Source organism: Mucilaginibacter sp. NFR10 (genome assembly GCF_900100445.1).
GTDB classification, from domain to species: Bacteria; Bacteroidota; Bacteroidia; order Sphingobacteriales; family Sphingobacteriaceae; genus Mucilaginibacter; species Mucilaginibacter rubeus.
The window spans coordinates 23921-48556 of the sequence record NZ_FMTV01000009.1; the positions used below are offsets into that span (position 1 = coordinate 23921).

Below are 24636 nucleotides of genomic sequence, written 5' to 3' on the forward strand. Positions count from 1 at the left end.
GATACATCAATAATAATCTAATCGCATTTAGATAACGGATAGCCATCACTCGGGTAAAAATAGGATCTATATCCTAAATAAAAATCCCGGAAAACAATACTGTTATCCGGGATCCATATTATTAAAGCTATTGACAATTAATAACCTTCATTTTGCACCAACTTTGAATTAGCCAAAATTTCGCGTTGAGGGATTGGATACACCAGTCTCGGTGAATTGTAAGGAAGCCCGCCTGCACTTTGTTTTAGCCTTTTCGCATCATGCAGAAAAAACCCTCCTTCAAAACATAACTCATGCCTGCGTTCTGCTAATATTGTAGCAAGATTTACAGTTACTAAAGGGTCAAGGCCAGCCCTCTGCCTGATGGTGTTAACGTCACTTGCCGGCGTTGCACCTGTGGATGTTCCACCACGGAGGTTAGCTTCAGCACGGATAAGATACATCTCTGCAAGGCGCACGACATGTACGTTTCCATATTGATTATCGAACTTTTTAGTTCTGTTAACCGATGTGACAGTATAAAACTGGCCTCTTACGTCGTTGGCTTCAAATTCTGCCAAAAAATCATCTGTTATTTTAATATCTCCGCGCCCTCCGTTTGCAGATGAGGCATAAAATTCATTCAAGCTATTTATACCTTGCTGTTGAGTAACCTGTATAGCAAAGATATCTTCAGTAGTATTTTCCTGATGCGATGGTTTGCTTGACAGTAAAAACTCCTTGGTGTAATCAGGCACAAGAGAAAACGCGCCGGATGTAATAACAGTATTAGCCTCCTTTAAGGCATTGGTATAATCGCCTTTTTGCAGATAAAGCCTTGCAAGGATTGCCGAGGCGGAATATTTATTGGCATAGAAATCATTATCCTCCGGCAGCTTGCTTTTGGCAGCCGTCAAATCGCTGATAGCCTGATCATAAACCTGCTTTACTGTAGACCGGCCAACTTTAGCCCCTTCGCTATCAGCAGAAGTAGTTGGACTTGATACGATAGCGGCTGCTAAGTTAGTTGACGGATCGCCATCATTCCATGGCTTTCCAAACAAGCGGGCTAAGTCAAAATACATCAACCCCCTTATAAATTTAGCTTCCCCCTCCCATCTTGCTTTATCATCCGCGTTATCAGCTTTATCTAAATTGGCAAGCACAGTATTGGCCTGATTTATTACCTGGTAGGCATCCAACCATGTGTTTTCAACAAAACTATTATCTCTCGTTATAGCCTGTACAGTAATTTGCGTTAAACCTGTATAAGTGCCAGTCCAGGTAATTTCAGCCTGTGCAGCTAACAAATCGGGCTCCATAAATATACGGCCGCCATAAAGGTCAACCTGCCCCAACCGGTTATAAGTGCCTACCAAAACGCCCTGAACATCTTTGGCTGTTTTAATAGCCTGGTTTTGATCAACAGATTCAACCGGCTTTATATTAAGTTGTTTATTACATGCACTTAAAAAAAGTGCCAATGCTGTTGCCGATATATATATAAACTTTATCTTTTTCATTTTTGTAATTTTTTAATATTATAAGCCTATATTAATACCAAATATTATAGTACGGGGCTGCGGGGCCGAGTAAAAGTCATTACTCAGATCAACATTACTTGGCAACTCGTCTGAATTTACTTCAGGATCCCATCCTTTGTACTTGGTAATTAAAAACAGGTTATAGGCGCTAGCATATACCCTTATTTTTTGCAGCCTCAATTTGCTAACCACAGCTTTTGGCAATGTATAACCTAACGTTACTGTTTTACAACGAACGTAGCTGGCTCCTGAAAGGTATCTGCTTGAAGTACTGATGCCATTTCCATAAAATAAACGAGGCTCAGGTATATCGGTTATGTCACCGGGCTTATTCCAGTATTTTAACTGGTCGATAGTTTGGTTATCGAAGCCATTGCCTGCACTTGTGCTCATATATTGGCCTCCATTGTTATACACTTTGTAGCCAAATGCACCCTGGAAGGTTACCGCCAATTCAATTCCGTTATAACCAAATGTATTTGTAATACCTCCGTAGTATTTAGGTGTTGGCGAGCCTACTACAACATTTTGTGCCTGGGTAGGATCGTTTGTTTTAGTACGATCCAGCTTTCCGTCGGTTCCCTTTGCGTTTTTGTAATATAAAGCATCTCCATTGGCAGGATCTACTCCTGCATATTCGGGCATGTAGAATACACCTATCGGCTGACCGGCCATTACATAATTGATATTATTATCAGTTATAACCTGGCCTTTTATATCGGTAATTAAATTTTTTTGGTATGAAGCATTCAAACTTGTTGACCATTTGAACTTACCCACAAAATTATCTGATGATAACTCCAACTCAAACCCTTTATTAGATAGTTTACCAAGATTTTGCAATTGCCTTGATATGCCTAACGTGCCAGGGAGGTTCACGTTTAATAACAAATCGCGGGTGTTTTTCTTATAATAATCAAAACTACCCGATAACCTGTTGTTAAAGAAACCAAAATCAACAGCTAAATCAAGTGCTGCGGTTGTTTCCCACTTTAAGTTTGGATTAACTATTTGTGAAAAGCGCTGACCGCCTACACCATTATAATTTGCTGCGGAAAATAAACCCAATGACGAAAAATTTCCAATATTGGCGTTACCCGTTAAACCATAACTTGCCCTAACTTTTAAATTACTTAACAGATTATTGTTTTTCAAAAAGTCCTCTTCTGTTAGTATCCAGCCTACGGAGCCTGATGGATAAAATCCATACCGATTGTTCACACCAAACCTTGACGATCCATCTCTACGGATACTTCCCGAAAACAGGTATTTTCCTTTATAGGCATAATTGGCTCTGAAGAAATAGGCTAAAAAGCTGTACGGGCTATCATACGATGCACCTGAAACAATTACTGCTGCCGCGGTTAGTTTTTTATAAGCATCAGAGGCAAACTCCTGCCCCTGTACATCGTTACCAACAGTACGGGATTTTTGATAGGTTGTTCCCAACGTTAAATCCAGTGAATGATCCTGACCAAAAATAGTTTTATAACTAAAATAGTTATTGGTATTATAGTTCAATACTTGTGTGGTTGTATTTTGACCAAAACCATTGTTAGTACCTGTATTACGGAAAGTAGCACTTCCATAGTAACTATCTTCAGCCTGGTTTAATTGATCAATACCAAATTCCGACCGGAAGGTTAGGCCTTTTACAATTTCCCAATTGGCATATACATTACCGATAGTGCGGTAAACTGTCGCCTGATAAAACGCATTGTTCTTGCTGATCAGCGGGTTATAATACAATGGAAAATCTTCTGATTCGCCCGGAGGGGTACCGCTTATTAAACCGCTGCGAGGGTCAATTAATGGTGTTATTGGCGATAAAGCCACTGATTGCAAAGGTGTACTGAAAGCATTATCGTTTGAAACCCTGTTATTAATGGTATTAGCAAAACTTAAGTTCATACCGATACTCAAGTTTTTATCTACCTTGCTATCCAAATTTAAACGCCCCGAGTACCTTTTAAAGCTGTTACCAATCAATATACCCGTTTGATCAAGATATTGCCCCCCCATATAATAGGTAGTTTTGTCGTTACCTCCAGATATGTTTAAATCATATTGTTGTTGTGGAGCACTTTGATATGCAGCCCTTTCCCAGTTTGTATTGATCTTGCCTGTTTTCCAATCATCAGTACCAGCCGAAAGGGAGGTAAAATTATCTTCAACATATGATTTATAATCGGCAAGTGCGTCGTCGAGTGTATCGTAAGCCCCGGCAGCAAAGTCCTGCTTGGCTGCACCCTCACCCGCACGTTCCATTATCTGTACAAATTGTTTGGCGTTCAGGAACTCGCGGTGCCTTGACGGTGTACTTTTACCATATGATGCTGAAAAATTAACCTTAGGAGTACCTGCCTTGCCTTTTTTGGTAGTAATTACAACTACACCATTAGAAGCCCGAGCACCGTAAATTGCAGCTGCCGATGCATCTTTTAAAATCTGTACAGATTCGATATCATTGAAGTTAATGTCCGCCAGCGGATTGGTTGGCGCATCGGTGCTTGACAAGTTATCGGTGGTAATTGGCATACCATCCAAAATATATAATGGCTCCGAACCGGCAGATATTGAAGATGAGCCGCGTACCCTAACCTGGATCCCTTGCCCAAGTTTACCATTTCCTGACTGAATATATACACCAGCTGTTTTACCCTGTATAGCCTGCTCAATAGAAGTGGTTGGGGTGCCTTCAATTTCCTTTGCAGATACTGAAGATATTGAACCTGTAATATTGGCCTTCTTCTGCGTACCATAACCCACTACTACAACTTCCGTCAGCTGTTTCGAATCACTTGTTAACTGAACATCAACAATGCTACCATTAATTGATTGTTCGGCAAGTTTGTATCCCAAAAAGTTAAAAGCCAAAACTTTGGCGGTAGCAGGTACGCTTAATTTGTAACTGCCATTAATGTCGGTTTGGGTGCCCACTCCTGTTAAGCCTTTTACGGTTACGCTTACTCCCGGTAAGGGCGAGCCGTCTTTCTGGTCTGTTACTTTACCTGTAATAACCCGGTTTTGAGCAAAAACCATAGCCATACAAGAAAACAGTAACATGACTGTTAGTAGATGTTTCTTCATAAAAGTTAATATTGTTAATTAAGAAAGTAAGTTCGTAAAAAAAATGTGCAGAAACAACAAAAACCTTAAAATTACGTTCAGTTCGTTACAAAAATGTTATTATCGCATATTTAAGCTATAACACACAGTTAAAACGACATTAAGATCTGCCCTTTTTCAACTTTATCTCCTGATTTTATTAATATCTTTTCAACAACAACATCAGCCGGCGATTTGATAATATTTTCCATTTTCATAGCTTCAAGCACAAAGAGATTATCACCTTTTTTTATGATATCTCCTTTATTTACAAATACTTTCAACACCAAACCCGGCATGGGGGCTTTTATTTCACTAATCCGGGCACTGTTTAAATCACTAAATCCAAGCTTATCAAGTAATATATCAAACTGATCTTTAGCGGTAATATAATAAATATGGTTATTAACCTTTATTTCAGCAGTTTTCTCGTTACCGTTAAAATTAACTATCTCGACATTGTATGAGCGGTTATTTTCAATAACATGATAGATTCCCGGCCTTAACTGTTTAATATCGGCTTTACTTTTAACCCCGTTAATAAGTAAGCCCGCCGCAACGGTTCTTTCAGCTTCAATACTGTAGCGTTCATTAATACTCAATTTATACATAGGATTTGCATTTGAGGATAAGCGGTTTATATTAGGGGTTGATATAAAGCTAAACATATTATATAAAAGCTGAAAGTAAAATTTAAAAAGCTTATAGTTTAATATTATTCAATTGCTTTATATAAAACCTTCAATAAACCCTGTATAATTTCACTTGCAATACAGCAACAAGTAAATTCCATCTCCAATAGCGTTAAAAGAATTGAAAGCTGCGGATAAGAGCAGCTCCTATTGAGTAAAAATATACTGAATTAAATTCGCGCCCATTTTGAGAGCCTTTTGGCGGGCTTCCTGGGTATCGCCGGCATAGGTGCCATAATCCTCCCAGCCATTGCCTAAATCGCACTCATAGGTATAAAAGCAAACCAGTCTGCCTTTGTATATCAAACCAAAACCCTGGGCGCGCTTACCATCATGTTCATGAATTTTGGGCAGGCCGTTCGGGAAGTCATATTTTTGATGGTAGATGGGATGATTAACCGGCAGCTCAACAAAATCGAGCTCGGGAAACACCTTCTTCATTTGCGGGCGAATATATTGGTCGAGCCCGTAATTATCATCAATATGCAAAAAGCCCCCGCCGGTGAGGTATTTACGTAGGTTCCGGGCTTCCTGATCGGAAAAGATCACGTTACCATGCCCTGTCATAAAAGTGAAAGGATAATTAAATAAAGAAGCACTGCCTACTTCAACCACCTCATCATCATCATCAAAATTGGTTTTGAGGTTTTCGTTACAGAATTTGATCAGGTTAGGTAAGGCCGTGCGGTCGCCATACCAATCACCGCCGCCGCTGTATTTGAGGCGTGCAATTTTATAGGCAGGGGCATTAAAGCTGCTCATTGCTATAGCTGCAAATAAAACAACCAATGCTAACCTTATTCTTTTCATCACCTGTTTAAAAAATTCACCTCAAAGCAAGCCCCCAGCGCAGCCGTTTCCGTACGTAGGCGACTTGTACCTAAAGATATCGGTTTAAAACCGTTTTGTAAAGCCTTATCAATTTCCGGCGGCGCAAAATCACCTTCCGGGCCTATTAGTATCAAATAACGTCCCCGCGGGGCTATTTCGTCTTTCAGGTTAAATTTCTCCCCTAGTTCGCAATGGGCAATAAACTTTTGTCCATCGAAGGGTTTATCGAGTAGCTGATTTAACGTTAAGGGTTCATTTAATACCGGATGGTAGGCTTTAAGGGATTGCTTGATAGCAGCGGTGATGATTTTATTTAAACGCTCCACCTTGGCCTCCTTACGCTCTGAACGCTGGGTGACGATCAGCGATACTTCATCGATACCAATCTCTGTAGCTTTTTCCAAAAACCATTCCAGGCGTTCAATATTTTTGGTTGGTGCTACCGCGATGTGTAGATAATGGTTGCGTTTTTCAAATTCGGTAGTTACCGATGTTATTTTAAGGATAGTACGCTTAGGGTGTCCGTCATGGATCAGGGCTGTGTATAAACCACCCCTTCCGTCAATCAGTTGAACTTCGTTGCCCGCTTCGAGGCGCAGCACACGTATAGCGTGTTTGCTTTCTTCTTCGCTCAGAAAGTATTGTGGATGTGAGGCGTCAATATCAGGCGTATAAAAAAGTTGCATTATGGATAAGCAGATTAATGTAAATCTACTGCATCTTCTTCATTTATCAGCAATTCGAGTTTAACTGATTCAATATTTTGGTCGGATTTTTTCAGTACAGTGATGTTATATCCATTCGACTCTTTTTGCTCACCAACATCGGGGATCTTTCCGAAGATATCTCCAAGCCAGCCCGATACGGTATCAAAGTCGCCATCTTCAGGTAAATCATGTGGTAAATGCTCGTTCACATCGTAAATAGATGCAAGCGCATTAACTATAAACTCACGCTCATTTACTTTTTCGACAATCGGCTTTTCTTCATCATACTCATCCTGGATTTCGCCAACCAATTCTTCTACAATATCCTCCAGCGTAACCATACCGGCGGTGCCGCCAAACTCGTCAAGTACAATAGCTATCTGGATACGCTTTTGCTGCAATTCGGCCATCAGATCGTTGATCTTTTTGGTTTCCGGGATGAAATATGGTTTGCGGATAATATCTTTCAGTACAATCTCCTCGTTCCGGGCCAGTAGTGGCAAAATATCCTTTGCGTGTACTATACCTATGATCTTATCTATCACATCGTCATAAACCGGCATCCGCGAATAACCTTCGTTGATGATCATATCCAGCAGCTCTTCTTTGGTTGAAGCAATATCTACTCCCGAAATTTTGGTACGTGGTACCATGATGTTTTTTACCACCCGCTCGTTAAAATCAAACACGTTCTGGATAAGTTCGTGCTCATTTGAATCAAGTGCACCAGTCTCTTTACCTTGCTCCAACAGGTATTGCAGTTCTTCCGAACTATGATGGGTTTCACTGCCTTCAACGGTGCTTATACCCAACAATTTCAGGATGAAATTTGCGAAATTATTAAGCACCCAAATAAATGGCCTGAAAACCACAAAGAAGAACCTGAGCGGCAATGAAACAGCCATCACTGTACGTACCGATTTCTGGATAGCTAACGATTTAGGCGCAAGCTCACCAAAAACTATGTGCATGATGGTAATAAAGCTGAAAGCCAGGATATGACTGGCCGTAATATAACCGGGAGAAAGAGTTATGCCTACGCTCAGGAAAGCGCGGATCACAAGGTTGGTCGCAACCTCCTCGCCCACAACACCAAGGGCCAGTGAAGCAATGGTAATACCCAGCTGTGTAGCAGCCAGGTAACCATCCAAATTATGCAGTATGCCCCGGGCAACTTTGGCTACGCCGCTGCCGCCTTTAGCCCTAATTTCGATTTGCGAACCCCGAACCCTTACCATGGCAAACTCCGCAGCTACGAAAAAGCCATTGAGTAAAACCAAAAATATGGTAGCGAAAATGTAAAATAAACTAATCTCGTAATGTGCGGGGTCCATTTATTTAAGATTGATACACAGGGAACGTAGACTTGTACAGCTCCAAACTCTCGTTTATCACTTTATGTGCGTAACGCACACCTAACAAATGTTCGATGGTTACGTTTTTGCCTTCTAATTTTTTGTAGTCTTTAAAAAAGCGAACAATTTCGGTCATGGCATGTGGAGGCAATTCGTTTAAGTCGTTAATATAATTTACCGACATGTCATTTTTAGCCACTGCAATGATCTTATCATCCTGCTCTCCGTTATCAACCATGTGCATTACACCTACTACCTTAGCCTCAATGATAGACATTGGGAAAACATCAATTGAGCAAAGTACAAGGATATCCAAAGGATCTTTATCATCGCAATAGGTTTGAGGGATAAAGCCGTAGTTAGCCGGGTACATTACAGATGAAAATAACACACGATCGAGCTTCAGCAAGCCTGATTCTTTATCAATTTCATATTTCGCTTTTGATCCTTTTGGAATTTCAATAATAGCGTTTACTATTTCAGGGATATTATCACCTGGTGAAACCTGGTGCCATGGATGCAGAGTACTCATTTATCTTTATTATATAGTATATAAAATTATTAACTAATCTATTTTTTCGTTTTTTTCACGAAGTTTCTTTTTAACATAAGCAATAACCAGCGGAATTGTTGTAATTACTATCAATCCCAGTACAATGTATTGCAGATAATCCTGCAGTTGAGGGAACCTTCGCCCTAAAAAAAAACCGCCCAGCGTAAATACACATACCCAGGCCACGCTGCCAATAAGGTTATAAACCGAAAATCTTTTAATATCAACCTTAACAACACCTGCAAATATAGGAGCAAATGTTCTAACAATAGGGAAAAATCTCCCTAAAATAAGCGCCATCCCTCCATGTTTGTTGTAAAACTCACTGGCCAGTACTACGTAGCGCCGCTTAAAAAATAGTGAGTCGTTTTTATTGAATAATACCGGCCCCGTTCGGTAACCAAACCAATACCCGGTAAAATTGCCTAATACTCCGGCGCCTATCAATGACAATACCAGCGTAGTTATAGAAACATCAACTTTACCAGCGGCACACAATAAACCAGCCATAAACAGCAGGTAATCGCCGGGCAGAAAGAAACCAAAGAATAAACCGGTTTCAGCAAAAACAACAATAAGCAAGAGATAAAAACCACCCCTGCTTATTATGGATTGTGCGTCAGTTAAATTTTGAAGGTATTCCCAGAAACTTTCCATTCACTATATCTGTAAAACTACAAATATTATATCAATTTGCAGTTATCAATACCGATTATATGAAACGGGCTATAAGATCGGGATAAACACCAATAAGGATTGTAGCGAGAGCTGAAAGTGCGAATACTACTTTATAATAAACCGGCACAGCAAGCTCTGCGCGTTCGTCGGTACGGAAGTACATGGCGATGATGACCCTGAAATAGTAAAAGATACTAATGATAGCGTTAATCACAGCTATAATAACTAAACCGATATGATAACGGCCTACCGCTCCCGAAAACATGAAGAATTTACCGATGAAGCCTGCAGTAAGCGGAATCCCCGCCAATGAAAGCATGGCTACAGTTAATACAAAGGCAAGGAACGGGTTCTTCTTACCCAAACCATTAAAACTTTCAAAGTTATCACTTCCACCTTGTTGCTGTACTAATATTAAACCGCCAAACGCGATGATTGAAGCTATCGAGTATGCTGTCGCATATACAAATACCGAATTACCTGAGGCAGCGCCTAATGACACGATTGCAAATAACAGGTAGCCGGCGTGAGAGATACTTGAAAATGCAAGCATCCTCTTAAAGCTTTGCTGATACAACGCGGTGATATTGCCTATAAATAAGGTAATAATAGTGATTACAAGTATTATTGGTGTCCAGAAGTCAGACAATGGCTGGAAACAGGCTGAAAATAAACGCAGGAAAGCTGCAAACCCCGCCGTTTTAACTACTGTAGACATGAAAGCCGTGATCAGCGTAGGCGCACCTTCGTATACATCCGGTGTCCAGAAATGAAAGGGGGCTGCACCTACTTTAAAACATAAACCTACAATGATCAGGGATATGCCTGTATAAAACATAGGATCGATATGTGGATGGTTAATTACATACTCCCTGATAGTATCGATATTGAATGAACCTGACGATCCGTACAACAGCGCCATACCAAACAGCAGGAAACCGGTTGAAAAAGCACCCATCAAAAAGTATTTCAAAGCTGCTTCATTTGAAGCGAAATCGCTCTTTTTAATACCCGCCAGGATGTATAAGCTCACCGACATGATCTCGATGCCGATAAACAGCATCACAAGGTTATTAAACGATACCATTACGATTATGCCTGTCAGTGAAAACAGGATAATAGCATAATATTCCGCCGTGTGCCTGCTGATACGCTCAAAGTAACCTTTTGACAGCAACAGGATCAGAATAGTAGATATAATGGTAACGCTTGAAAATACAACCGAGAAATTATTGAACAACAGCATGCCGGTATAAAGCGGCTCAGCTGTATCTTTTGAAGTCCATTGGCAAATTGCAAAACCCAAGGCAGCCAGCAATCCTATAACAGTAACGGGCAGCAAAGCCTTTTGCGCTTTATATAGCCCTAAATACAGCAGCACTATAGGTAAAACAGATATGATGATTATAGTATTCATTCTTTTCTTTAAAATCTTAAACCTACATTGTAAACTTTGAACCTATCTGATTTACCAGTTGCGTTACCGCAGCTTCAGATATATGCAGAATAGGCTGAGGATAAATGCCCAATACAATAACCAGGGCACAAATGATACACAACGTTAACTTTTCAGTACCGCTAACATCAGCAAAAGTAGCTGTAAGCGGGTTGGTTTCACCCTGCATTACGTTTTTATAAAGGCGTAACATGTAAACCGCACCAAAAATGATGGTAAGACCTGCAACTGCAGCCAGTACCAGGTTTACATAATGCTGTACGCTAAAATCAAATACACCTTTCAGCAACAGGAACTCGCCAATAAAACCATTGGTAAGCGGTAATCCCACTGTACCTAATAATATGATCAGGAAACCTATTGCAAATTTAGGGGCTACCTTCGCGATACCGCCAAGCTGATCTATCTCACGGGTGTTTAGCCTGCGGCTGATGATGTCCCAGATAAAGAACATGCCAACAACGTTAATACCGTGGTTAAGCATCTGAATCATGGCGCCCTGAACACCGGCAATATTCCAGGCAAAAATACCCGCAGCAATCAGGCCAACGTGTGCTATTGATGAATAAGCCACCAGGCGTTTTCCGTCTTTTTGTTTAAAGGCGATAATAGAAGCATAAACTACACCTATAACCCCAAGGATCATGGCCAACGCCTGGAAATGATAAAAGCCAAGCGGGGCATTAGGGATCATCCAGCGGATAGCACCGTAAATACCCATTTTAAGCATGATACCTGATAACATCATGGTCCCGCCAGATGGAGCTTCGGTATAAGTATCAGGCTGCCAGGTATGGAAAGGGAACAAAGGCATCTTGATGGCAAAGGCCAGAAAAAACGCCCAGAAGATCCAGCTCTGATGTTTAACATCCAAAGTCATTTTATAGAAATTGTGGATATCAAAAGTTTTGTCGGGAGATTGGAGGTACAGGTAGATAATGCCTACCAGCATGAACAACGAACCGGCAAAGGTGTAGATGAAAAATTTAATGGTAATACGGATGCGGTTTTCACCTCCCCAAAGGGCACAAATGAAGTAGATCGGGATCAATGCCGCTTCCCATCCAACGTAAAACAAAAATCCGTCGAGGGCGGTAAATACAACCAGCATACCAGCCTGCATAAACAGGATAAGACCATAAAAGGCACCTTCGTTTTTATATTGATGCTGATAGGTTGTTAAAATAATTAATGGTACAAGCACGGTGGTCAACAAAACCAGGATCATACTGATCCCGTCAATACCGGCACTGAAGTAAATTCCAAAACTGCTGATCCATGGCACATCAATTACAAACTGGGTTGATGCATCCGGAACAAATTTGCTTAAAAATATAAGCGCTATTACCAGTTGGGCAACAGAGAAAAATAATGCAGCATGTTTAGCTATCCCGTTTTTAAGCAGGGCAGTTATAACAGCGGCAACTATTGGCAAAAAAAGTAATATACTAACGGTCATTTTTATGTTGCTAAACGCTTATCGTTTATATTTTAGTTAATCCAAATACGCTATACAGTAATACCGCGATAATTCCCAGTACCATTATAAATATGTAGAAACCTACATTACCTGTTTGCAGCAGGCGCAAGCCTTTACTGGTTTCAATTGTTCCTCTGCCAATCCCGTTCACCAAACCATCGATACCTAAACGCTCTATGATGTTATAGAAGAAGGTTGAAAGCCAGTCGAGTGGTTTGCGAACAATCAGGTCATAAAGTTCATCAAGGTAAAACTTGTGGTATGATAAGCTGGTCAACGCCGGACGCTCTTCAGTATCGGCAACAGGTACACTACCATTTTTAGCATATTTAACATAAGCATATGCCATAGCAGCTAAAGCCAATACTACCGAAGTACCCATTAAAGCATACTCAAGTGATTCGGACAAATGATGTTCGCCCAAAATCTCATTTGATTTTTTGAAAACTGGTTCAAGGAAATGTGCCAGTTCGTGATGCCCGTGTAATACTTCCGGCACACCTATAAAACCACCAAAAAATGAAAGTATAGCCAACACAATAAGCGGAATAGTCATGGTTGGAGGCGATTCATGTAAATGATGCTCCTGCTCATGGGTACCACGGAATTTTCCGTAAAATGTAAGGTACATCATCCTGAACATGTAGAATGAGGTTAGCATAGCAGTTAATACACCTACAGCCCAGAATATAGGGCTATAGGCGTAAGCATGTGCCAGGATCTCATCTTTTGAAAAGAAACCTGCCAAAGGAGGGATACCGGCGATAGCTACAGTACCGATCATCATGGTGGTGAACGTAGTTTTGATCTTGCCTTTCAAGCCGCCCATTTTACGCATATCCTGCTCACCACTCATGGCGTGGATCACTGACCCTGCACCAAGGAATAATAAAGCTTTAAAGAAAGCGTGTGTTAACACGTGGAAGAAAGCACCTGTATAAGCACCAACACCCAGGCCTAAAAACATATACCCCAATTGAGATACTGTTGAATAAGCCAATACCTTTTTAATATCTGTTTGCGTTAACGCAATAAGTGCTGCAATAAGAGCCGTGGCCAAACCTACATAAGCAATAATCTCCATTGTATCCGGAGATAAAGTATAGAATATGTTTGAGCGGGCAATCATATAGATACCGGCTGTAACCATGGTAGCAGCGTGGATCAAAGCCGAAACTGGAGTTGGGCCGGCCATCGCATCTGGCAACCAGGTAAACAACGGCAACTGCGCAGATTTACCGCAGGCACCAATAAATAGTAAAATGGTAATGATAAACAGTGGACCAGCGCCTGATTTCATAACAGCTGCCTTCGGAAAGATCTCTGCAAACTGGATGCTACCGAAAACATAAATAATGGTGAAGATGCCTAATAAGAAACCAAGGTCACCGATACGGTTCATTACAAACGCTTTCTTCGCTGCATCTGCATAATCAGGATTGGTAAACCAGAAACCGATCAGCAGGTATGAGCACAAGCCTACGCCCTCCCATCCAATAAACATGATGAGGTAGTTTGAACCTAAAACCAGCAGCAGCATGAAGAAAACGAACAGGTTGAGATAAGCGAAAAATTTCCCGAAACCTTCGTCGTCATGCATGTAGCCAATAGAATACAGGTGGATCAGGAAGCCAACGCCTGTAATGATCAGCAGCATGATAGCGCTTAACTGATCTATAAGGAATGCGAAAGGAAATTTTAATGACCCAACCGCAAACCAGGTAAAGTAGTTGACATTAATAGGAACTCCGGTTGATTTTACCTGGAAAAAAGCTGCAATGCTTAAACCAAATGATACCAGTACAAGCAAACTGCCAATAAAGCCAATTACACTTTTTGATAATGAATTACGGCCAAGTCCGTTTATAACAAAACCGGCTAACGGTAGTATTGGAATAAGCCAGATATATTTATCCATGTTCGATGTTGTACGTTTTACGCGTTACGTTATACGTTTTTAATTATCTAATCGCTATTGCGGGAAAGAGGCAACAACGTTTGTTTTATTACTAATCAGCTATTACAATTCCGAAATCGAAACTTCGAAATCCGAAATAACTATTACCACTTCAACCTGTTCAGTACGTTGATATCAATTGAGTTTGTGTTACGATAGATCATCACGATAATAGCCAAACCAACTGCAACTTCGGCAGCGGCCAACGCCATGATAAAAAACACGAACACCTGCCCGGTTGCATCACCCCTGTATACCGAAAACGCGGTAAGCAGCAGGTTAACCGAATTAAGCATCAACTCAACCGACATGAAGATCACGATTGCATTACGGCGGATCAATACGCCCATTACGCCTATAGCAAAAATGATTGTGCTTAACAGTATGTAATGATTAAGCGGCACGGCGTGCATAGTATTTGTTAAACTTTCCATTATGCTGCTTTAGGTTCTTTTTCTTTAGTGGCCAATAATACCGCGCCTACCATCGCTGATAAAAGCAATACGGATGATACTTCAAATGGCAATAAAAATTCGTTGAACAATACTTTACCTAAGTTTTTTACAAGGCCCAGATCAGGGTTTTGTAACAATACCGGGTTTGATGCGCCCATCAGTTTAAGTGAAGATGCAACAGCTACAGCCAAGATGCCGCCGCCAAAAACACCGGCTATTTTAACCATGAAAGGCTTTACAGGTTCCGACTCCTTGTTAAGGTTGATGAGCATCAGCGTATACAGGAACAATACCAATATAGCGCCCATGTACACGATGAAGTTTACTATCGCCAAAAATTGAGCGTTAAGCAAAATGTAGTGAATGGTGAAAGTAAAAAAAGTAAGGATCAGATAAAGGATACTATGTACCGGATTTTTGGCCGAGATTACCAATATCGAAAAGAATATGGACAAAAATGCGATGAAGTAAAATGTACTCATGTTTTTATTTACAAAATACCTTTACCCTTTTAGGCAGGGCAAAGGTATAAAACTTCTTTATTGATTTAAGGGTGCTTCTACTAATTTGTCTTTACCGTAAATAAAATCCTTCCTTAAATAGTCGGCAGGTACAATATCACCGTCAAGATAAATAGCTTCCTTAGGGCAGGCCTCTTCACATAAACCGCAAAAAATGCAGCGCAGCATGTTGATTTCATAAACAGCAGCGTATTTCTCTTCGCGGTACAGGTGCTCCTCGCCTTTCTGACGTTCGGCTGCTGTCATGGTAATAGCTTCTGCCGGGCACGATAATGCGCAAAGGCCGCAGGCTGTGCAACGTTCCCTGCCATCCTCATCACGTTTAAGCGAATGCATGCCGCGGAAATTCTCTGAAAACTCACGCTTTTCTTCAGGATAGCTGATGGTTACCGGCTTTTTGAAAAAGTGTTTCATTGTAGTGGATAAACCGCCCACAATGGCCGGCAGATAAGCACGCTCTAAAAAATTGAGTGGCTTAACTTCCAGTACTTTTCGTTTATTGCTTAATGATTCCATTTGATTAATATCCAAAGTGTGTAAGTAATGTACTGCCTACGCCTGTAAGCACAATGTTGGCAATAGCCAATGGTATTAATATTTTCCAGCCAAGGTCCATCAACTGATCATAACGGAAACGCGGGATTGTCCACCGTACCCACATGAAGAAGAAGATAGAGAAGAAGATCTTACCAAATAATACAACAACACCAATAATAGGCGCTATAGTAGGGCCGGCATGAGCGGCAACCCAATCCATACCTGGATAGTTATAACCACCCCAATATAAAGTAGCCATTACCGCCGATGATATGAACATGTTGATATACTCAGCAAACAGGTAAAAACCTAATTTCATTGATGAGTATTCGGTATGATAACCACCTACAAGCTCGGTTTCGCACTCAGGTAAATCGAATGGTGAGCGGTTGGTTTCGGCAAAAGCACAAACCAGGAAAAGGATAAAACCAAGTGGTTGTCTCCAAACGTTCCAGGCAAAACCATGTTGTTGTTCGGCAATTTCTTTAAGGCTTAATGTACCGGTAAGCATCAGCAACGCTATGATGGATAAACCCATTGAAATTTCATAGCTGATATTTTGAGATGCAGCGCGGATGGCACCTAATAACGAATATTTATTGTTTGATGCCCAGCCACCAATCATGATGCCATAAACACCTAATGATACTACGCCAAAAATGTAAAGTACACCTACGTTGATATCGGTAACCTGTAAATCAAAAGTACGACCGCCAATTTGAATAGCTGATCCCCATGGAATAACAGCCGAACCAATACAAGCAGTTAAAATAGCCAGCGAAGGGCCAACAATGAACAGAAAACCAGTTGCATTGGTAGGGATGATCTCTTCTTTCAAAAACATCTTACCGCCATCGGCAAGGGGCTGTAAAATACCCCATGGACCTGCACGGTTAGGGCCTATCCTGTCCTGGAAAAATGCAGCAACTTTACGTTCGGCATAGGTTGAATACATAGCCACAACCAGGCTGATAGCGAAAATCACAACGATCAGTACGATCCTGAATATTAAATCGGTAGTTTCCATTATAAGCGGGTCTCCCTTTCAAATTGTTCTTTATTAGCTTCCATCAGTACCGGGTTGGTTTTAACAACCGGCAGCGGTGTAAACTCGTAATGGTTAGCGCTGATCACAGAGTGGTGAGATACTTTACGTGGGCCTTCAATAACCCAATCGGCAGTTTTCTTTTTATCGAATCGGCAGGTATTGCAGATAAACTCTTCAACCTCACCATAAACGTCCTTACGACCGGTTACCCTGATCACATCTTCGCCTTTGTACCAAAGCGTTACTTTACCGCAGCATTTATCGCAATCGCGGTGTGCTTCAACAGGCTTGGTAAACCAAACACGGTTTTTAAAGCGGAAAGTTTTATCAGTTAAAGCACCTACCGGACATACGTCAATCATGTTACCCGAAAAATCGTTATCAACAGCCTTGCTGATGTAAGTGGAAATTTCAGAATGATCGCCCCTGTTCAGGATGCCATGTAAACGGGTATTGGTGATCTGATCGGCAGTAAACACACAACGGTAGCAAAGGATGCAACGGGTCATGTGCAGCTGAATTTTGTCACCTATGTCTATCTTTTCAAATGTACGGCGGTCAAATTCATAGCGCGTTTTAGCTGCTCCATGCTCAAAGCCCAGATCCTGCAAGTGGCATTCGCCGGCCTGGTCGCAAACAGGGCAATCAAGCGGGTGATTGATCAGCAGCATTTCTACCACGCCTTTACGGGCTTCAATAACCTCCGGCGAAGTAATATTTTGTACCTCCATCCCATCCATAACACCGGTACGGCATGAAGCCACCAGTTTAGGCATAGGGCGCGGATCTTTTTCTGATCCTTTGGTAACCTTAACCAAACAGGTACGGCATTTACCGCCGCTACCCTGTAGCTTAGAGTAATAGCACATTGCAGGCGGAACAATATCACCTCCTATTTGCCTTGCGGCGTTCAGGATGCTTGTTCCGGGTTCTACATCAACGGTTATTCCGTCTATTGTTACTTTCATTGACATTTAATAATAACGTCGTTTATAAATCACCCCACCCAACCCTCCCCTTTGGGGAGGGCTTAATAGGGTTTCATTCTTTTTTAAGTCTCCCCATCGGGGAGATTTAGAGGGGTTACGCAGTCTCTACAACCTTCAGCGGATCAGCATAATGCGCTAAACCATAGTTTGTTGAAGTTGCTTCGCTCGCATTAGTTACGTGCCATTCAAACTCATCCCTGAAATGGCGAATAGCACTGGCCACAGGCCATGCTGCCGCGTCACCCAGCGGACAAATGGTATTTCCTTCTATTTTTTTAGATACATCTACCAGCAGGTCCATGTCGCTCATTTTGCCATGACCATACTCGAGGCGATGTAATACTTTTTCCATCCAGCCGGTACCTTCACGGCAAGGCGAACATTGTCCGCAGCTTTCGTGATGATAAAAACGGGCAAAGTTCCAGGTATTACGTACAATACAGGCATCCTCATCATAAGCGATGAAACCACCCGAACCCAACATAGTACCACTTACGAAGCCACCATCTGACAATGACTCATAGCTCATCAAACGGGCTTCGTTATTGATAGTTTTCAGGATCAGGTTAGCCGGTAAAATCGGCACTGATGAACCACCTGCAACAACTGCTTTCAAGCGTTTGCCGTTGGCGATACCACCGCAATACTCATCAGAATAAATAAATTCTTCAACAGGTACACCGAGTTCAATTTCATAAACCCCTGGTTTTTTCAGGTTACCACCTGCAGAGATCAATTTGGTACCTGTACTACGACCGATACCTATTTTAGCATATTCGTCGCCTCCTTCGTTAATGATAGGTACAACTGCCGCTATAGATTCAACGTTGTTTACCACTGTAGGGCAACCGTATAGACCTGCAATAGCCGGGAACGGAGGTTTGATGCGCGGGTTACCACGTTTACCTTCCAATGATTCCAATAAAGCGGTTTCTTCACCGCAGATATAAGCGCCACCGCCTGGCTGAACGTAAAGCTCAAGATCGTAACCGGTACCTAAGATGTTTTTTCCTAAGAAACCTTTTGCTTTTGCTTCAGCGATAGCTCTTTCCAGGATCCTTACCTGCGGCATCATTTCGCCGCGCAGGTAGATGTATGATGTATTAGCACCAAGCGCAAAACTTGATACAATCATGCCCTCAATCAGCAAGTGAGGGATATAAGTCATCAGGTAGCGGTCTTTAAAAGTACCAGGTTCCGATTCGTCACCATTACAAACCAGGTAACGCGCAACGCCTTCGGGCTTAGCCAAAAAGCTCCATTTCATACCGGTAGGGAAACCCGCACCGCCACGACCGCGTAAGCCCGATTTTTTAACCTCTTCAACAATCGCCTCAGGCGACATGGTTTTCAATGCTTTCTCCACAGAAGCATAGCCACCTTTTGAACGGTAAACATCAAATGTGTTGATGCCGGGTACGTTTATATGTTCTAAAAGTAATTTCCGTCCCATAACTTAATTCTTAGCTTTCGCTTTTAAATCACTGATCAATTTATCTACCGACTCGTTGGTCAGGTTTTCATAAAAAGTATATTCAGGGCCAATTTGCAATACGGGGCCAAAACCACAGGCGGCAAGGCACTCTACCCCTCTCCAGCTGAATAAGCCGTCGGGAGTAACTTCACCTTCTTTTACACCAAGGGTTTCCTCTATATGATCCATGATCTTTTCGGCACCTACCAGGCAGCAACCGCTTGTGCGGCAAACTTCCAGCACGTACTTGCCTTGTGGGCGTAAAAAGTACATGGTATAAAATGTAGCAACCTCGTATACCTCAATAGGCAGGATGCTTAAATATTCGGCAACCTTATCCATCGCGGGCGCGCTAACCCAGCCAAATTCGGCCTGTACCAGGTGAAGGATCGGCAGTAAGCCCGATTTTTGCTTCCCCTGCGGATAACGGCTAACTATTTCATCAAATTTGCTGATCAGTGCCGGCGAAAATTCAACCGGTTCCTGAGCTTCGTCAACTCTAAGCATCTAACTCTCCGGCTATAACGTTTAAACTACTCATGTTAATAATAGCATCTGATAATAACATACCGCGGCTCATTGGCGCATACATCTGGTAATTGATGAAGCTTGGCCTGCGGAAATGCAAACGGTACGGTGAACGGCCACCATCATTAACCAGGTAAAATCCCAGCTCGCCGTTAGCTCCCTCAACCGAATGATAAACTTCAGTTTTGGGGGTTGGAATTTCGCCCATCACAATTTTAAAGTGATAGATCAAAGCTTCCATGTTATTATATACTTCCTCTTTTGGAGGCAGGTAAAATTCAGGTACATCAGCGTGGAAAATATCGCTTGGTTCTTTATCAAGTTTGGCTAAAGCCTGTTCAATGATCCTTAAGCTTTGCCACATTTCTTCGTTGCGAACCAAAAAACGGCTGTAAACATCACCATTGTCGCCTACCGGAACTTCAAATTCAAAGTCTTCGTACGATGAATATGGGTTCATAGCCCTTACGTCGTAATCAACACCGGCAGCACGTAAAAGCGGCCCGGTCCAGCTGTAGCTCAAAGCAGTTTCCGCGCTAACAGCAGCTACGTCCCTGGTACGGTCAACAAAGATCCTGTTACGGTTAAACAGGCTTTCAAACTCTTTAAGGGTTTTAGGGAAGTTCTTTAAAAATGCGCGCAGCTTATCGAACGCACGGCTGTTGAAGTTACGCTCAAAACCACCGATACGGCCAATATTTGTTGTAAGGCGCGATCCGCAAACTTCTTCATATATTTCATAAATAGCCTCACGGTGCTCCATCATGTACAGGAAGCCTGTAAACGCGCCGGTATCCACACCCAATACACCGTTACAAATGATATGATCGGCTATACGGGCAAGCTCCATCACAATTACGCGCAGGTAATCAACGCGCTTTGGAGTTTGGATATTTAACAACTTTTCAACTGTCATATGCCAGCCCATGTTATTGATAGGCGATGAGCAATAGTTTAAACGGTCGGTAAGCGGGGTTATCTGGTAAAAAGGCCTGTGCTCGGCAATTTTTTCAAATGCGCGGTGTATATAACCAATGGTTGATACACCGCTAACGATGCGTTCGCCATCAAGCTGGAGCACATTTTGAAACACCCCGTGGGTAGCAGGGTGAGTTGGCCCCAGGTTAAGGGTTGATAGCTCGCTTTGCGGATCGTTATCTGTATATACAGGATGATTTTGCATCAGTATTATTAATTAGAGTCAGGAATTTTTAGAGTCAAGAATCAAGAAATAAAGAGTCAAGACGGGAAACTTCCTCCCCCTTTCTTACTTTCCTATTTCTTGTTTCTTATGTCTCAATTTCTTGTTTCCATCTATGTATTATCTTCCAAAATAGAAATCCTTCTTGTCAACACGGTTAGGATCTTCCAGCGGAAACTCCTTACGCATTGGGAAAGCGGTCATATCATCTACGTTCAAAATCCTGCGCAAATCCGGGTGACCGTCAAATAGCACCCCGAAAAGGTCATAAGTTTCGCGTTCCATCCAGTTTGCACCATCCCAAAGCACCGTAGCAGTTGGGATATGCACATCAGCATCAGCCAAAAATACCTTGATCCTGATACGGGTATTAGTAGTGAGGCTATGCAGGTGATAAATAACGCCTATCGGCTTTTCCTGTTCAGGGTAATGAATACCTGTAATATCTGTCAGGAAAATGAATTTAAGGGCCGGATCCGTTTTCAGGAAAGTAAGCAGATCGATGATTGTTTCACGGCCAGTTTCAACGGTAAGCAGTTCATACGGCTCACCAACAACCGTTACTGAAGTATCAAATTTATCGGCTATAGCTTTAATAAGCTCTTCGTTAGGTATCTTAGCCATTATTGAATTCCGTATTTAGCTAATAACTCCTGGTATTTAGGCTCGCTCCTGCGGCGCAGGGATTCCGTTTTTACCAGCTCCTGAATATTCATAAAACCATCTATAATAGCCTCTGGCCTCGGCGGGCAACCAGGTACGTAAACGTCAACCGGGATAACCTCGTCAATACCTTGCAAAACGGAGTAAGTATCAAATATACCACCGCTTGAAGCGCAGGCGCCAACAGCCATTACCCAACGTGGCTCGGCCATTTGCAGGTATACCTGGCGCAGTACAGGAGCCATTTTCTTGGCTATAGTACCCATAACCATTAATAAATCGGCCTGGCGGGGTGAAAAGCTTAAACGCTCGGCACCAAAACGCGAAAGATCATAATGAGATGCCATGGTGGCCATAAACTCAATACCGCAACATGAAGTGGCAAACGGCAAAGGCCATAATGAATTTGAGCGTGCTATGCCTATTACTTTATCAAGCGAGGTAGCAAAAAACCCGGCGCCTTCAACTCCGGCAGGGGCATCAACTAATTGAATATCACTCATTGAACTAAATTGATAGAAAAACCATCACCACTAAATGTGGATAATAGCAGCAAATTTACAATAATAACGATGTAAAAAGTACACTACGGTATAGAGGGGATATATTTAGAATCAATCTAAACTTAATCCCAGTCTAGAGCTCCCTTTTTTATTACGTAGATAAAACCCAGCAGAAGTGTCGCCATGAAAATAAACATTTCAATAAGACCTGTAGTACCTAAAGCCTTGAAATTTACCGCCCACGGGTACATAAAAATAACCTCCACATCAAACAGCACAAACAAAATGGCTACCAGGAAATATTTAATGGAGATTGGAGTACGGGCATTACCCACCACCTCAATACCCGACTCAAAAGGGGTCAGCTTATCTTTTGTTTTTCTTTTGGGCCCTATTTTATGCGTTACAAACATTGTTGTTACCACAAACCCTAAAGCAACCACCATTTGAAATATGATGGGTAAATAATTAACCGGTAAACTTTGTGCTTCCATGCTGCAAATATACTAATGCCTTAATAATAAAAAAGTGTGATTTATAAGGTTGTTAATCATTTCTGCAATTCGTTGTTAATATTGATTACAAATCGCCGTCATTAATCAATTTCTCAAACCGGAATAAAAAAAGGGCCTCTTTTTAGGAGACCCTTCATATCTGTTAATTTATAATGTTATTTGCCTTTTCCAGCGCCACCTTTGTGTTGAAAGTAAGCTGCGGCACTTTTGTTAGCAGGATCCAGTTCGCGCGCTTTAGCAAAGTTTTCGGATGCTTTAGCGTCGTCTTTCTCCTTATACTGGTAAATCGTGCCAAGATAAGCGTAGGCTTCCGCTAAACTTTTCTTAGTTTTTTCGTCAGGGGCACCCTTTGCATTAACTACTTCGATATACTTTTCGTAGTATGGCTTCGCGTATCCTGAAATGTTATTACGGTCTTTTTCTTTTAGGTCGTTAACACGTGCACGATATAAAAATGCATCCGGAAACGGACTGGTAGCTGTTTTGGCAATTACATAGCTAAATGCACTGTCGGCGCGTGTAAGTAGTGAATCGTTAGGAGCTTTTGTATCGTAACCATAATAATAGCTAATACCTTCGTAAAAATAGTCGGTTAATTTAACGCTGTGACCACCTTTAAGAGTAACTTCCCTGTAAGCATCACCAGCTTGAGCATATTTCTTTTGGCGGAAATATGATTTAGCTATCTCAGCATATACATCAGTTTGAGTGCTATCAAGTGTTAAAGCTTTCTTAAGAGTAAGTATACCTACCGAGTCCTGGTTAAGGGCAACCTGCAAACGGCCCTGGTATAAATAATCGCGAGGGATGATGCGTTTTGGATCAGCTTTCTGAAACCAGGTATTGATTGCAGTTAAACCGTTTTGATAATCTTTGTTTTCGTAAGCAGCGTAAGCCAAATAACGATAAACCCTTGCATTGGTGCTCGCTGATTTTGACAAATCAGTAGCCACCTGCTGTAAAGTTTTATAATCACCTGCAAGGATCAGGAAGTCGGCATAACGCATTTGAGATTCTACCGACTGATCAGTTAAGCTCAGGTATTGTTTGTAATGATCAACAGCTTCTTTAATTTTAGCTGATGCCATTTTGGGGTCAGTTAATGACCAGCGCAGGTCGGTTTCAGCCCACTCGCGGTAAGCAGGGCCATAGTTGGCGTTGATAGCCAATGCGTCTTTAAATTGCTGCTCAGAGCCATCAAAGTTATTAGCAAATTTATACAATACACCAGTTGCAACCTTAGCAGCCGGGTTTTTAGGATCAAGCGTAGAAGCGTCAGAATAGTTTGAGTACGCTTCGTTACTTTTTAACACAGAGCGGTAAGCATCACCTAAAGCGATAAGCAAATCAACATCTTTCGCATTAATAGCTTTTCCTTTAGTCAGTACTGCAATAGCAGCATCTGCATCAGCGGGCGCAACTTTTTTATCGGTTGTAGTAGGCAGCAAATATGATAAACCTACATACGTGTAAGGTTTTGCGTCCTTACCTGCCAAAGCTACAGCCTGATTAAAGTTGGTTGTTGCTCCGGAATTATCCTTATCCAAACGGGCAACAGCACCTAAACCGGCATAATTTAATGCTGATTTTGGATTTGCAGCAATACCTTTATTGAAAACGACTTTCGCCGAATCAGCATAGTCCTGTTTAATGTACACCCAACCCAGATAAAAGAAATTCTCATCTTTGGTTGGCTGAGTAGTAGTAAGCGTTTTGAGCATCGACTCTGCTTTCTGATATTGTTCGGCGTCAATAGCTTTTTTGGCGTCGGCAAGACTTTGCGCAAAAACTGATGATGAACCTAAAAATACCAGTCCTAATGAAGCCTTAGCTATTTTACTGATCATTTTCATCTTTATTTA

Annotated in this window: 23 protein-coding genes; all 23 read right to left on the reverse strand. The window is 41.8% G+C overall.

Features of this window, described 5'->3' with window-relative positions; all coding sequences use genetic code 11:
• Positions 1-137 precede the first annotated feature (137 nt).
• Positions 138-1502 carry a RagB/SusD family nutrient uptake outer membrane protein gene (locus BLP33_RS23790; protein WP_090533883.1) on the reverse strand — a complete coding sequence of 455 codons (1365 nt, stop codon included), beginning with the start codon at positions 1500-1502 and terminating at the stop codon, positions 138-140.
• 18 nt (positions 1503-1520) lie between these two features.
• The gene (locus BLP33_RS23795) at positions 1521-4589 is read right to left on the reverse strand and encodes a SusC/RagA family TonB-linked outer membrane protein (RefSeq protein WP_244311223.1); all 3069 of its coding nucleotides are present in this window, start codon (positions 4587-4589) and stop codon (positions 1521-1523) included.
• Between the two features lie 152 nt (positions 4590-4741).
• Positions 4742-5242 (reverse strand): acyl-CoA carboxylase biotin carboxyl carrier protein subunit, encoded by a 501-nt coding sequence (locus tag BLP33_RS23800; RefSeq protein ID WP_090534109.1) that lies wholly within the window; start codon positions 5240-5242, stop codon positions 4742-4744.
• Positions 5243-5470: 228 nt separating this feature from the next.
• The gene (locus BLP33_RS23805; RefSeq protein ID WP_254780243.1) at positions 5471-6133 is read right to left on the reverse strand and encodes a DUF4159 domain-containing protein; all 663 of its coding nucleotides are present in this window, start codon (positions 6131-6133) and stop codon (positions 5471-5473) included.
• On the reverse strand, positions 6133-6840 hold the full coding sequence (locus tag BLP33_RS23810; RefSeq protein WP_090533888.1) for a 16S rRNA (uracil(1498)-N(3))-methyltransferase: 708 nt from the start codon (positions 6838-6840) through the stop codon (positions 6133-6135). The genes BLP33_RS23805 and BLP33_RS23810 overlap by 1 nt, the downstream gene beginning before the upstream one ends.
• A 14-nt stretch (positions 6841-6854) precedes the next feature.
• The gene (locus tag BLP33_RS23815; RefSeq protein WP_090533890.1) at positions 6855-8195 is read right to left on the reverse strand and encodes a hemolysin family protein; all 1341 of its coding nucleotides are present in this window, start codon (positions 8193-8195) and stop codon (positions 6855-6857) included.
• 4 nt (positions 8196-8199) lie between these two features.
• On the reverse strand, positions 8200-8748 hold the full coding sequence (locus BLP33_RS23820) for an inorganic diphosphatase (protein ID WP_090533892.1): 549 nt from the start codon (positions 8746-8748) through the stop codon (positions 8200-8202).
• 33 nt (positions 8749-8781) lie between these two features.
• Complete coding sequence (locus tag BLP33_RS23825; protein WP_090533894.1) at positions 8782-9426, reverse strand: DedA family protein; 645 nt, start codon at positions 9424-9426, stop codon at positions 8782-8784.
• Positions 9427-9481: 55 nt separating this feature from the next.
• Positions 9482-10864, reverse strand: a complete 1383-nt coding sequence (locus BLP33_RS23830; protein ID WP_090533896.1) for an NADH-quinone oxidoreductase subunit N — start codon at positions 10862-10864, stop codon at positions 9482-9484.
• A 22-nt stretch (positions 10865-10886) separates the two neighbouring features.
• Positions 10887-12362: a complex I subunit 4 family protein gene (locus BLP33_RS23835; protein ID WP_090533898.1), complete on the reverse strand. Its 1476-nt coding sequence runs from the start codon at positions 12360-12362 to the stop codon at positions 10887-10889.
• Positions 12363-12387: 25 nt separating this feature from the next.
• On the reverse strand, positions 12388-14301 hold the full coding sequence (gene nuoL / locus BLP33_RS23840) for an NADH-quinone oxidoreductase subunit L (RefSeq protein WP_090533900.1): 1914 nt from the start codon (positions 14299-14301) through the stop codon (positions 12388-12390).
• Between the two features lie 143 nt (positions 14302-14444).
• Complete coding sequence (nuoK, locus tag BLP33_RS23845; RefSeq protein ID WP_090533902.1) at positions 14445-14774, reverse strand: NADH-quinone oxidoreductase subunit NuoK; 330 nt, start codon at positions 14772-14774, stop codon at positions 14445-14447.
• A complete protein-coding gene (locus BLP33_RS23850) occupies positions 14774-15277 on the reverse strand; it encodes an NADH-quinone oxidoreductase subunit J family protein (RefSeq protein WP_090533903.1) in 504 nt (167 codons plus the stop codon). The genes nuoK and BLP33_RS23850 overlap by 1 nt, the downstream gene beginning before the upstream one ends.
• Positions 15278-15334: 57 nt before the next feature.
• Complete coding sequence (locus BLP33_RS23855; RefSeq protein WP_090533905.1) at positions 15335-15832, reverse strand: NuoI/complex I 23 kDa subunit family protein; 498 nt, start codon at positions 15830-15832, stop codon at positions 15335-15337.
• 4 nt (positions 15833-15836) lie between these two features.
• Positions 15837-16880: an NADH-quinone oxidoreductase subunit NuoH gene (gene nuoH, locus BLP33_RS23860; RefSeq protein WP_090533907.1), complete on the reverse strand. Its 1044-nt coding sequence runs from the start codon at positions 16878-16880 to the stop codon at positions 15837-15839.
• On the reverse strand, positions 16880-17869 hold the full coding sequence (locus tag BLP33_RS23865) for an NADH-quinone oxidoreductase subunit G (protein ID WP_371328329.1): 990 nt from the start codon (positions 17867-17869) through the stop codon (positions 16880-16882). Before BLP33_RS23865 ends, nuoH begins: the two co-directional genes overlap by 1 nt.
• Before the next feature lie 115 nt (positions 17870-17984).
• On the reverse strand, positions 17985-19343 hold the full coding sequence (gene nuoF / locus BLP33_RS23870; protein WP_090533910.1) for an NADH-quinone oxidoreductase subunit NuoF: 1359 nt from the start codon (positions 19341-19343) through the stop codon (positions 17985-17987).
• Between the two features lie 3 nt (positions 19344-19346).
• The gene (gene nuoE, locus BLP33_RS23875; RefSeq protein ID WP_090533912.1) at positions 19347-19871 is read right to left on the reverse strand and encodes an NADH-quinone oxidoreductase subunit NuoE family protein; all 525 of its coding nucleotides are present in this window, start codon (positions 19869-19871) and stop codon (positions 19347-19349) included.
• Positions 19864-21075 carry an NADH-quinone oxidoreductase subunit D gene (locus tag BLP33_RS23880; protein ID WP_175490103.1) on the reverse strand — a complete coding sequence of 404 codons (1212 nt, stop codon included), beginning with the start codon at positions 21073-21075 and terminating at the stop codon, positions 19864-19866. The genes nuoE and BLP33_RS23880 overlap by 8 nt, the downstream gene beginning before the upstream one ends.
• A gap of 138 nt (positions 21076-21213) precedes the next feature.
• A complete protein-coding gene (locus BLP33_RS23885; RefSeq protein WP_090533916.1) occupies positions 21214-21717 on the reverse strand; it encodes an NADH-quinone oxidoreductase subunit C in 504 nt (167 codons plus the stop codon).
• Complete coding sequence (locus tag BLP33_RS23890; protein ID WP_090533918.1) at positions 21717-22259, reverse strand: NADH-quinone oxidoreductase subunit B; 543 nt, start codon at positions 22257-22259, stop codon at positions 21717-21719. Before BLP33_RS23890 ends, BLP33_RS23885 begins: the two co-directional genes overlap by 1 nt.
• A gap of 122 nt (positions 22260-22381) precedes the next feature.
• On the reverse strand, positions 22382-22753 hold the full coding sequence (locus BLP33_RS23895) for an NADH-quinone oxidoreductase subunit A (protein ID WP_090533920.1): 372 nt from the start codon (positions 22751-22753) through the stop codon (positions 22382-22384).
• A gap of 176 nt (positions 22754-22929) precedes the next feature.
• Positions 22930-24627 (reverse strand): tetratricopeptide repeat protein, encoded by a 1698-nt coding sequence (locus tag BLP33_RS23900; protein ID WP_090533922.1) that lies wholly within the window; start codon positions 24625-24627, stop codon positions 22930-22932.
• Between the last annotated feature and the right edge of the window lie 9 nt (positions 24628-24636).

Bases quoted from the DNA above. Each gene is read 5' to 3' on its own strand.
- BLP33_RS23790 (WP_090533883.1), bottom strand. From the start codon at position 1,502: ATGAAAAAGATAAAGTTTATATATATATCGGCAACAGCATTGGCACTT.
- BLP33_RS23795 (WP_244311223.1), bottom strand. From the start codon at position 4,589: ATGTTACTGTTTTCTTGTATGGCTATGGTTTTTGCTCAAAACCGGGTT.
- BLP33_RS23800 (WP_090534109.1), bottom strand. From the start codon at position 5,242: ATGTATAAATTGAGTATTAATGAACGCTACAGTATTGAAGCTGAAAGA.
- BLP33_RS23805 (WP_254780243.1), bottom strand. From the start codon at position 6,133: ATGAAAAGAATAAGGTTAGCATTGGTTGTTTTATTTGCAGCTATAGCA.
- BLP33_RS23810 (WP_090533888.1), bottom strand. From the start codon at position 6,840: ATGCAACTTTTTTATACGCCTGATATTGACGCCTCACATCCACAATAC.
- BLP33_RS23815 (WP_090533890.1), bottom strand. From the start codon at position 8,195: ATGGACCCCGCACATTACGAGATTAGTTTATTTTACATTTTCGCTACC.
- BLP33_RS23820 (WP_090533892.1), bottom strand. From the start codon at position 8,748: ATGAGTACTCTGCATCCATGGCACCAGGTTTCACCAGGTGATAATATC.
- BLP33_RS23825 (WP_090533894.1), bottom strand. From the start codon at position 9,426: ATGGAAAGTTTCTGGGAATACCTTCAAAATTTAACTGACGCACAATCC.
- BLP33_RS23830 (WP_090533896.1), bottom strand. From the start codon at position 10,864: ATGAATACTATAATCATCATATCTGTTTTACCTATAGTGCTGCTGTAT.
- BLP33_RS23835 (WP_090533898.1), bottom strand. From the start codon at position 12,362: ATGACCGTTAGTATATTACTTTTTTTGCCAATAGTTGCCGCTGTTATA.
- nuoL (WP_090533900.1), bottom strand. From the start codon at position 14,301: ATGGATAAATATATCTGGCTTATTCCAATACTACCGTTAGCCGGTTTT.
- nuoK (WP_090533902.1), bottom strand. From the start codon at position 14,774: ATGGAAAGTTTAACAAATACTATGCACGCCGTGCCGCTTAATCATTAC.
- BLP33_RS23850 (WP_090533903.1), bottom strand. From the start codon at position 15,277: ATGAGTACATTTTACTTCATCGCATTTTTGTCCATATTCTTTTCGATA.
- BLP33_RS23855 (WP_090533905.1), bottom strand. From the start codon at position 15,832: ATGGAATCATTAAGCAATAAACGAAAAGTACTGGAAGTTAAGCCACTC.
- nuoH (WP_090533907.1), bottom strand. From the start codon at position 16,880: ATGGAAACTACCGATTTAATATTCAGGATCGTACTGATCGTTGTGATT.
- BLP33_RS23865 (WP_371328329.1), bottom strand. From the start codon at position 17,869: ATGAAAGTAACAATAGACGGAATAACCGTTGATGTAGAACCCGGAACA.
- nuoF (WP_090533910.1), bottom strand. From the start codon at position 19,343: ATGGGACGGAAATTACTTTTAGAACATATAAACGTACCCGGCATCAAC.
- nuoE (WP_090533912.1), bottom strand. From the start codon at position 19,871: ATGCTTAGAGTTGACGAAGCTCAGGAACCGGTTGAATTTTCGCCGGCA.
- BLP33_RS23880 (WP_175490103.1), bottom strand. From the start codon at position 21,075: ATGCAAAATCATCCTGTATATACAGATAACGATCCGCAAAGCGAGCTA.
- BLP33_RS23885 (WP_090533916.1), bottom strand. From the start codon at position 21,717: ATGGCTAAGATACCTAACGAAGAGCTTATTAAAGCTATAGCCGATAAA.
- BLP33_RS23890 (WP_090533918.1), bottom strand. From the start codon at position 22,259: ATGAGTGATATTCAATTAGTTGATGCCCCTGCCGGAGTTGAAGGCGCC.
- BLP33_RS23895 (WP_090533920.1), bottom strand. From the start codon at position 22,753: ATGGAAGCACAAAGTTTACCGGTTAATTATTTACCCATCATATTTCAA.
- BLP33_RS23900 (WP_090533922.1), bottom strand. From the start codon at position 24,627: ATGAAAATGATCAGTAAAATAGCTAAGGCTTCATTAGGACTGGTATTT.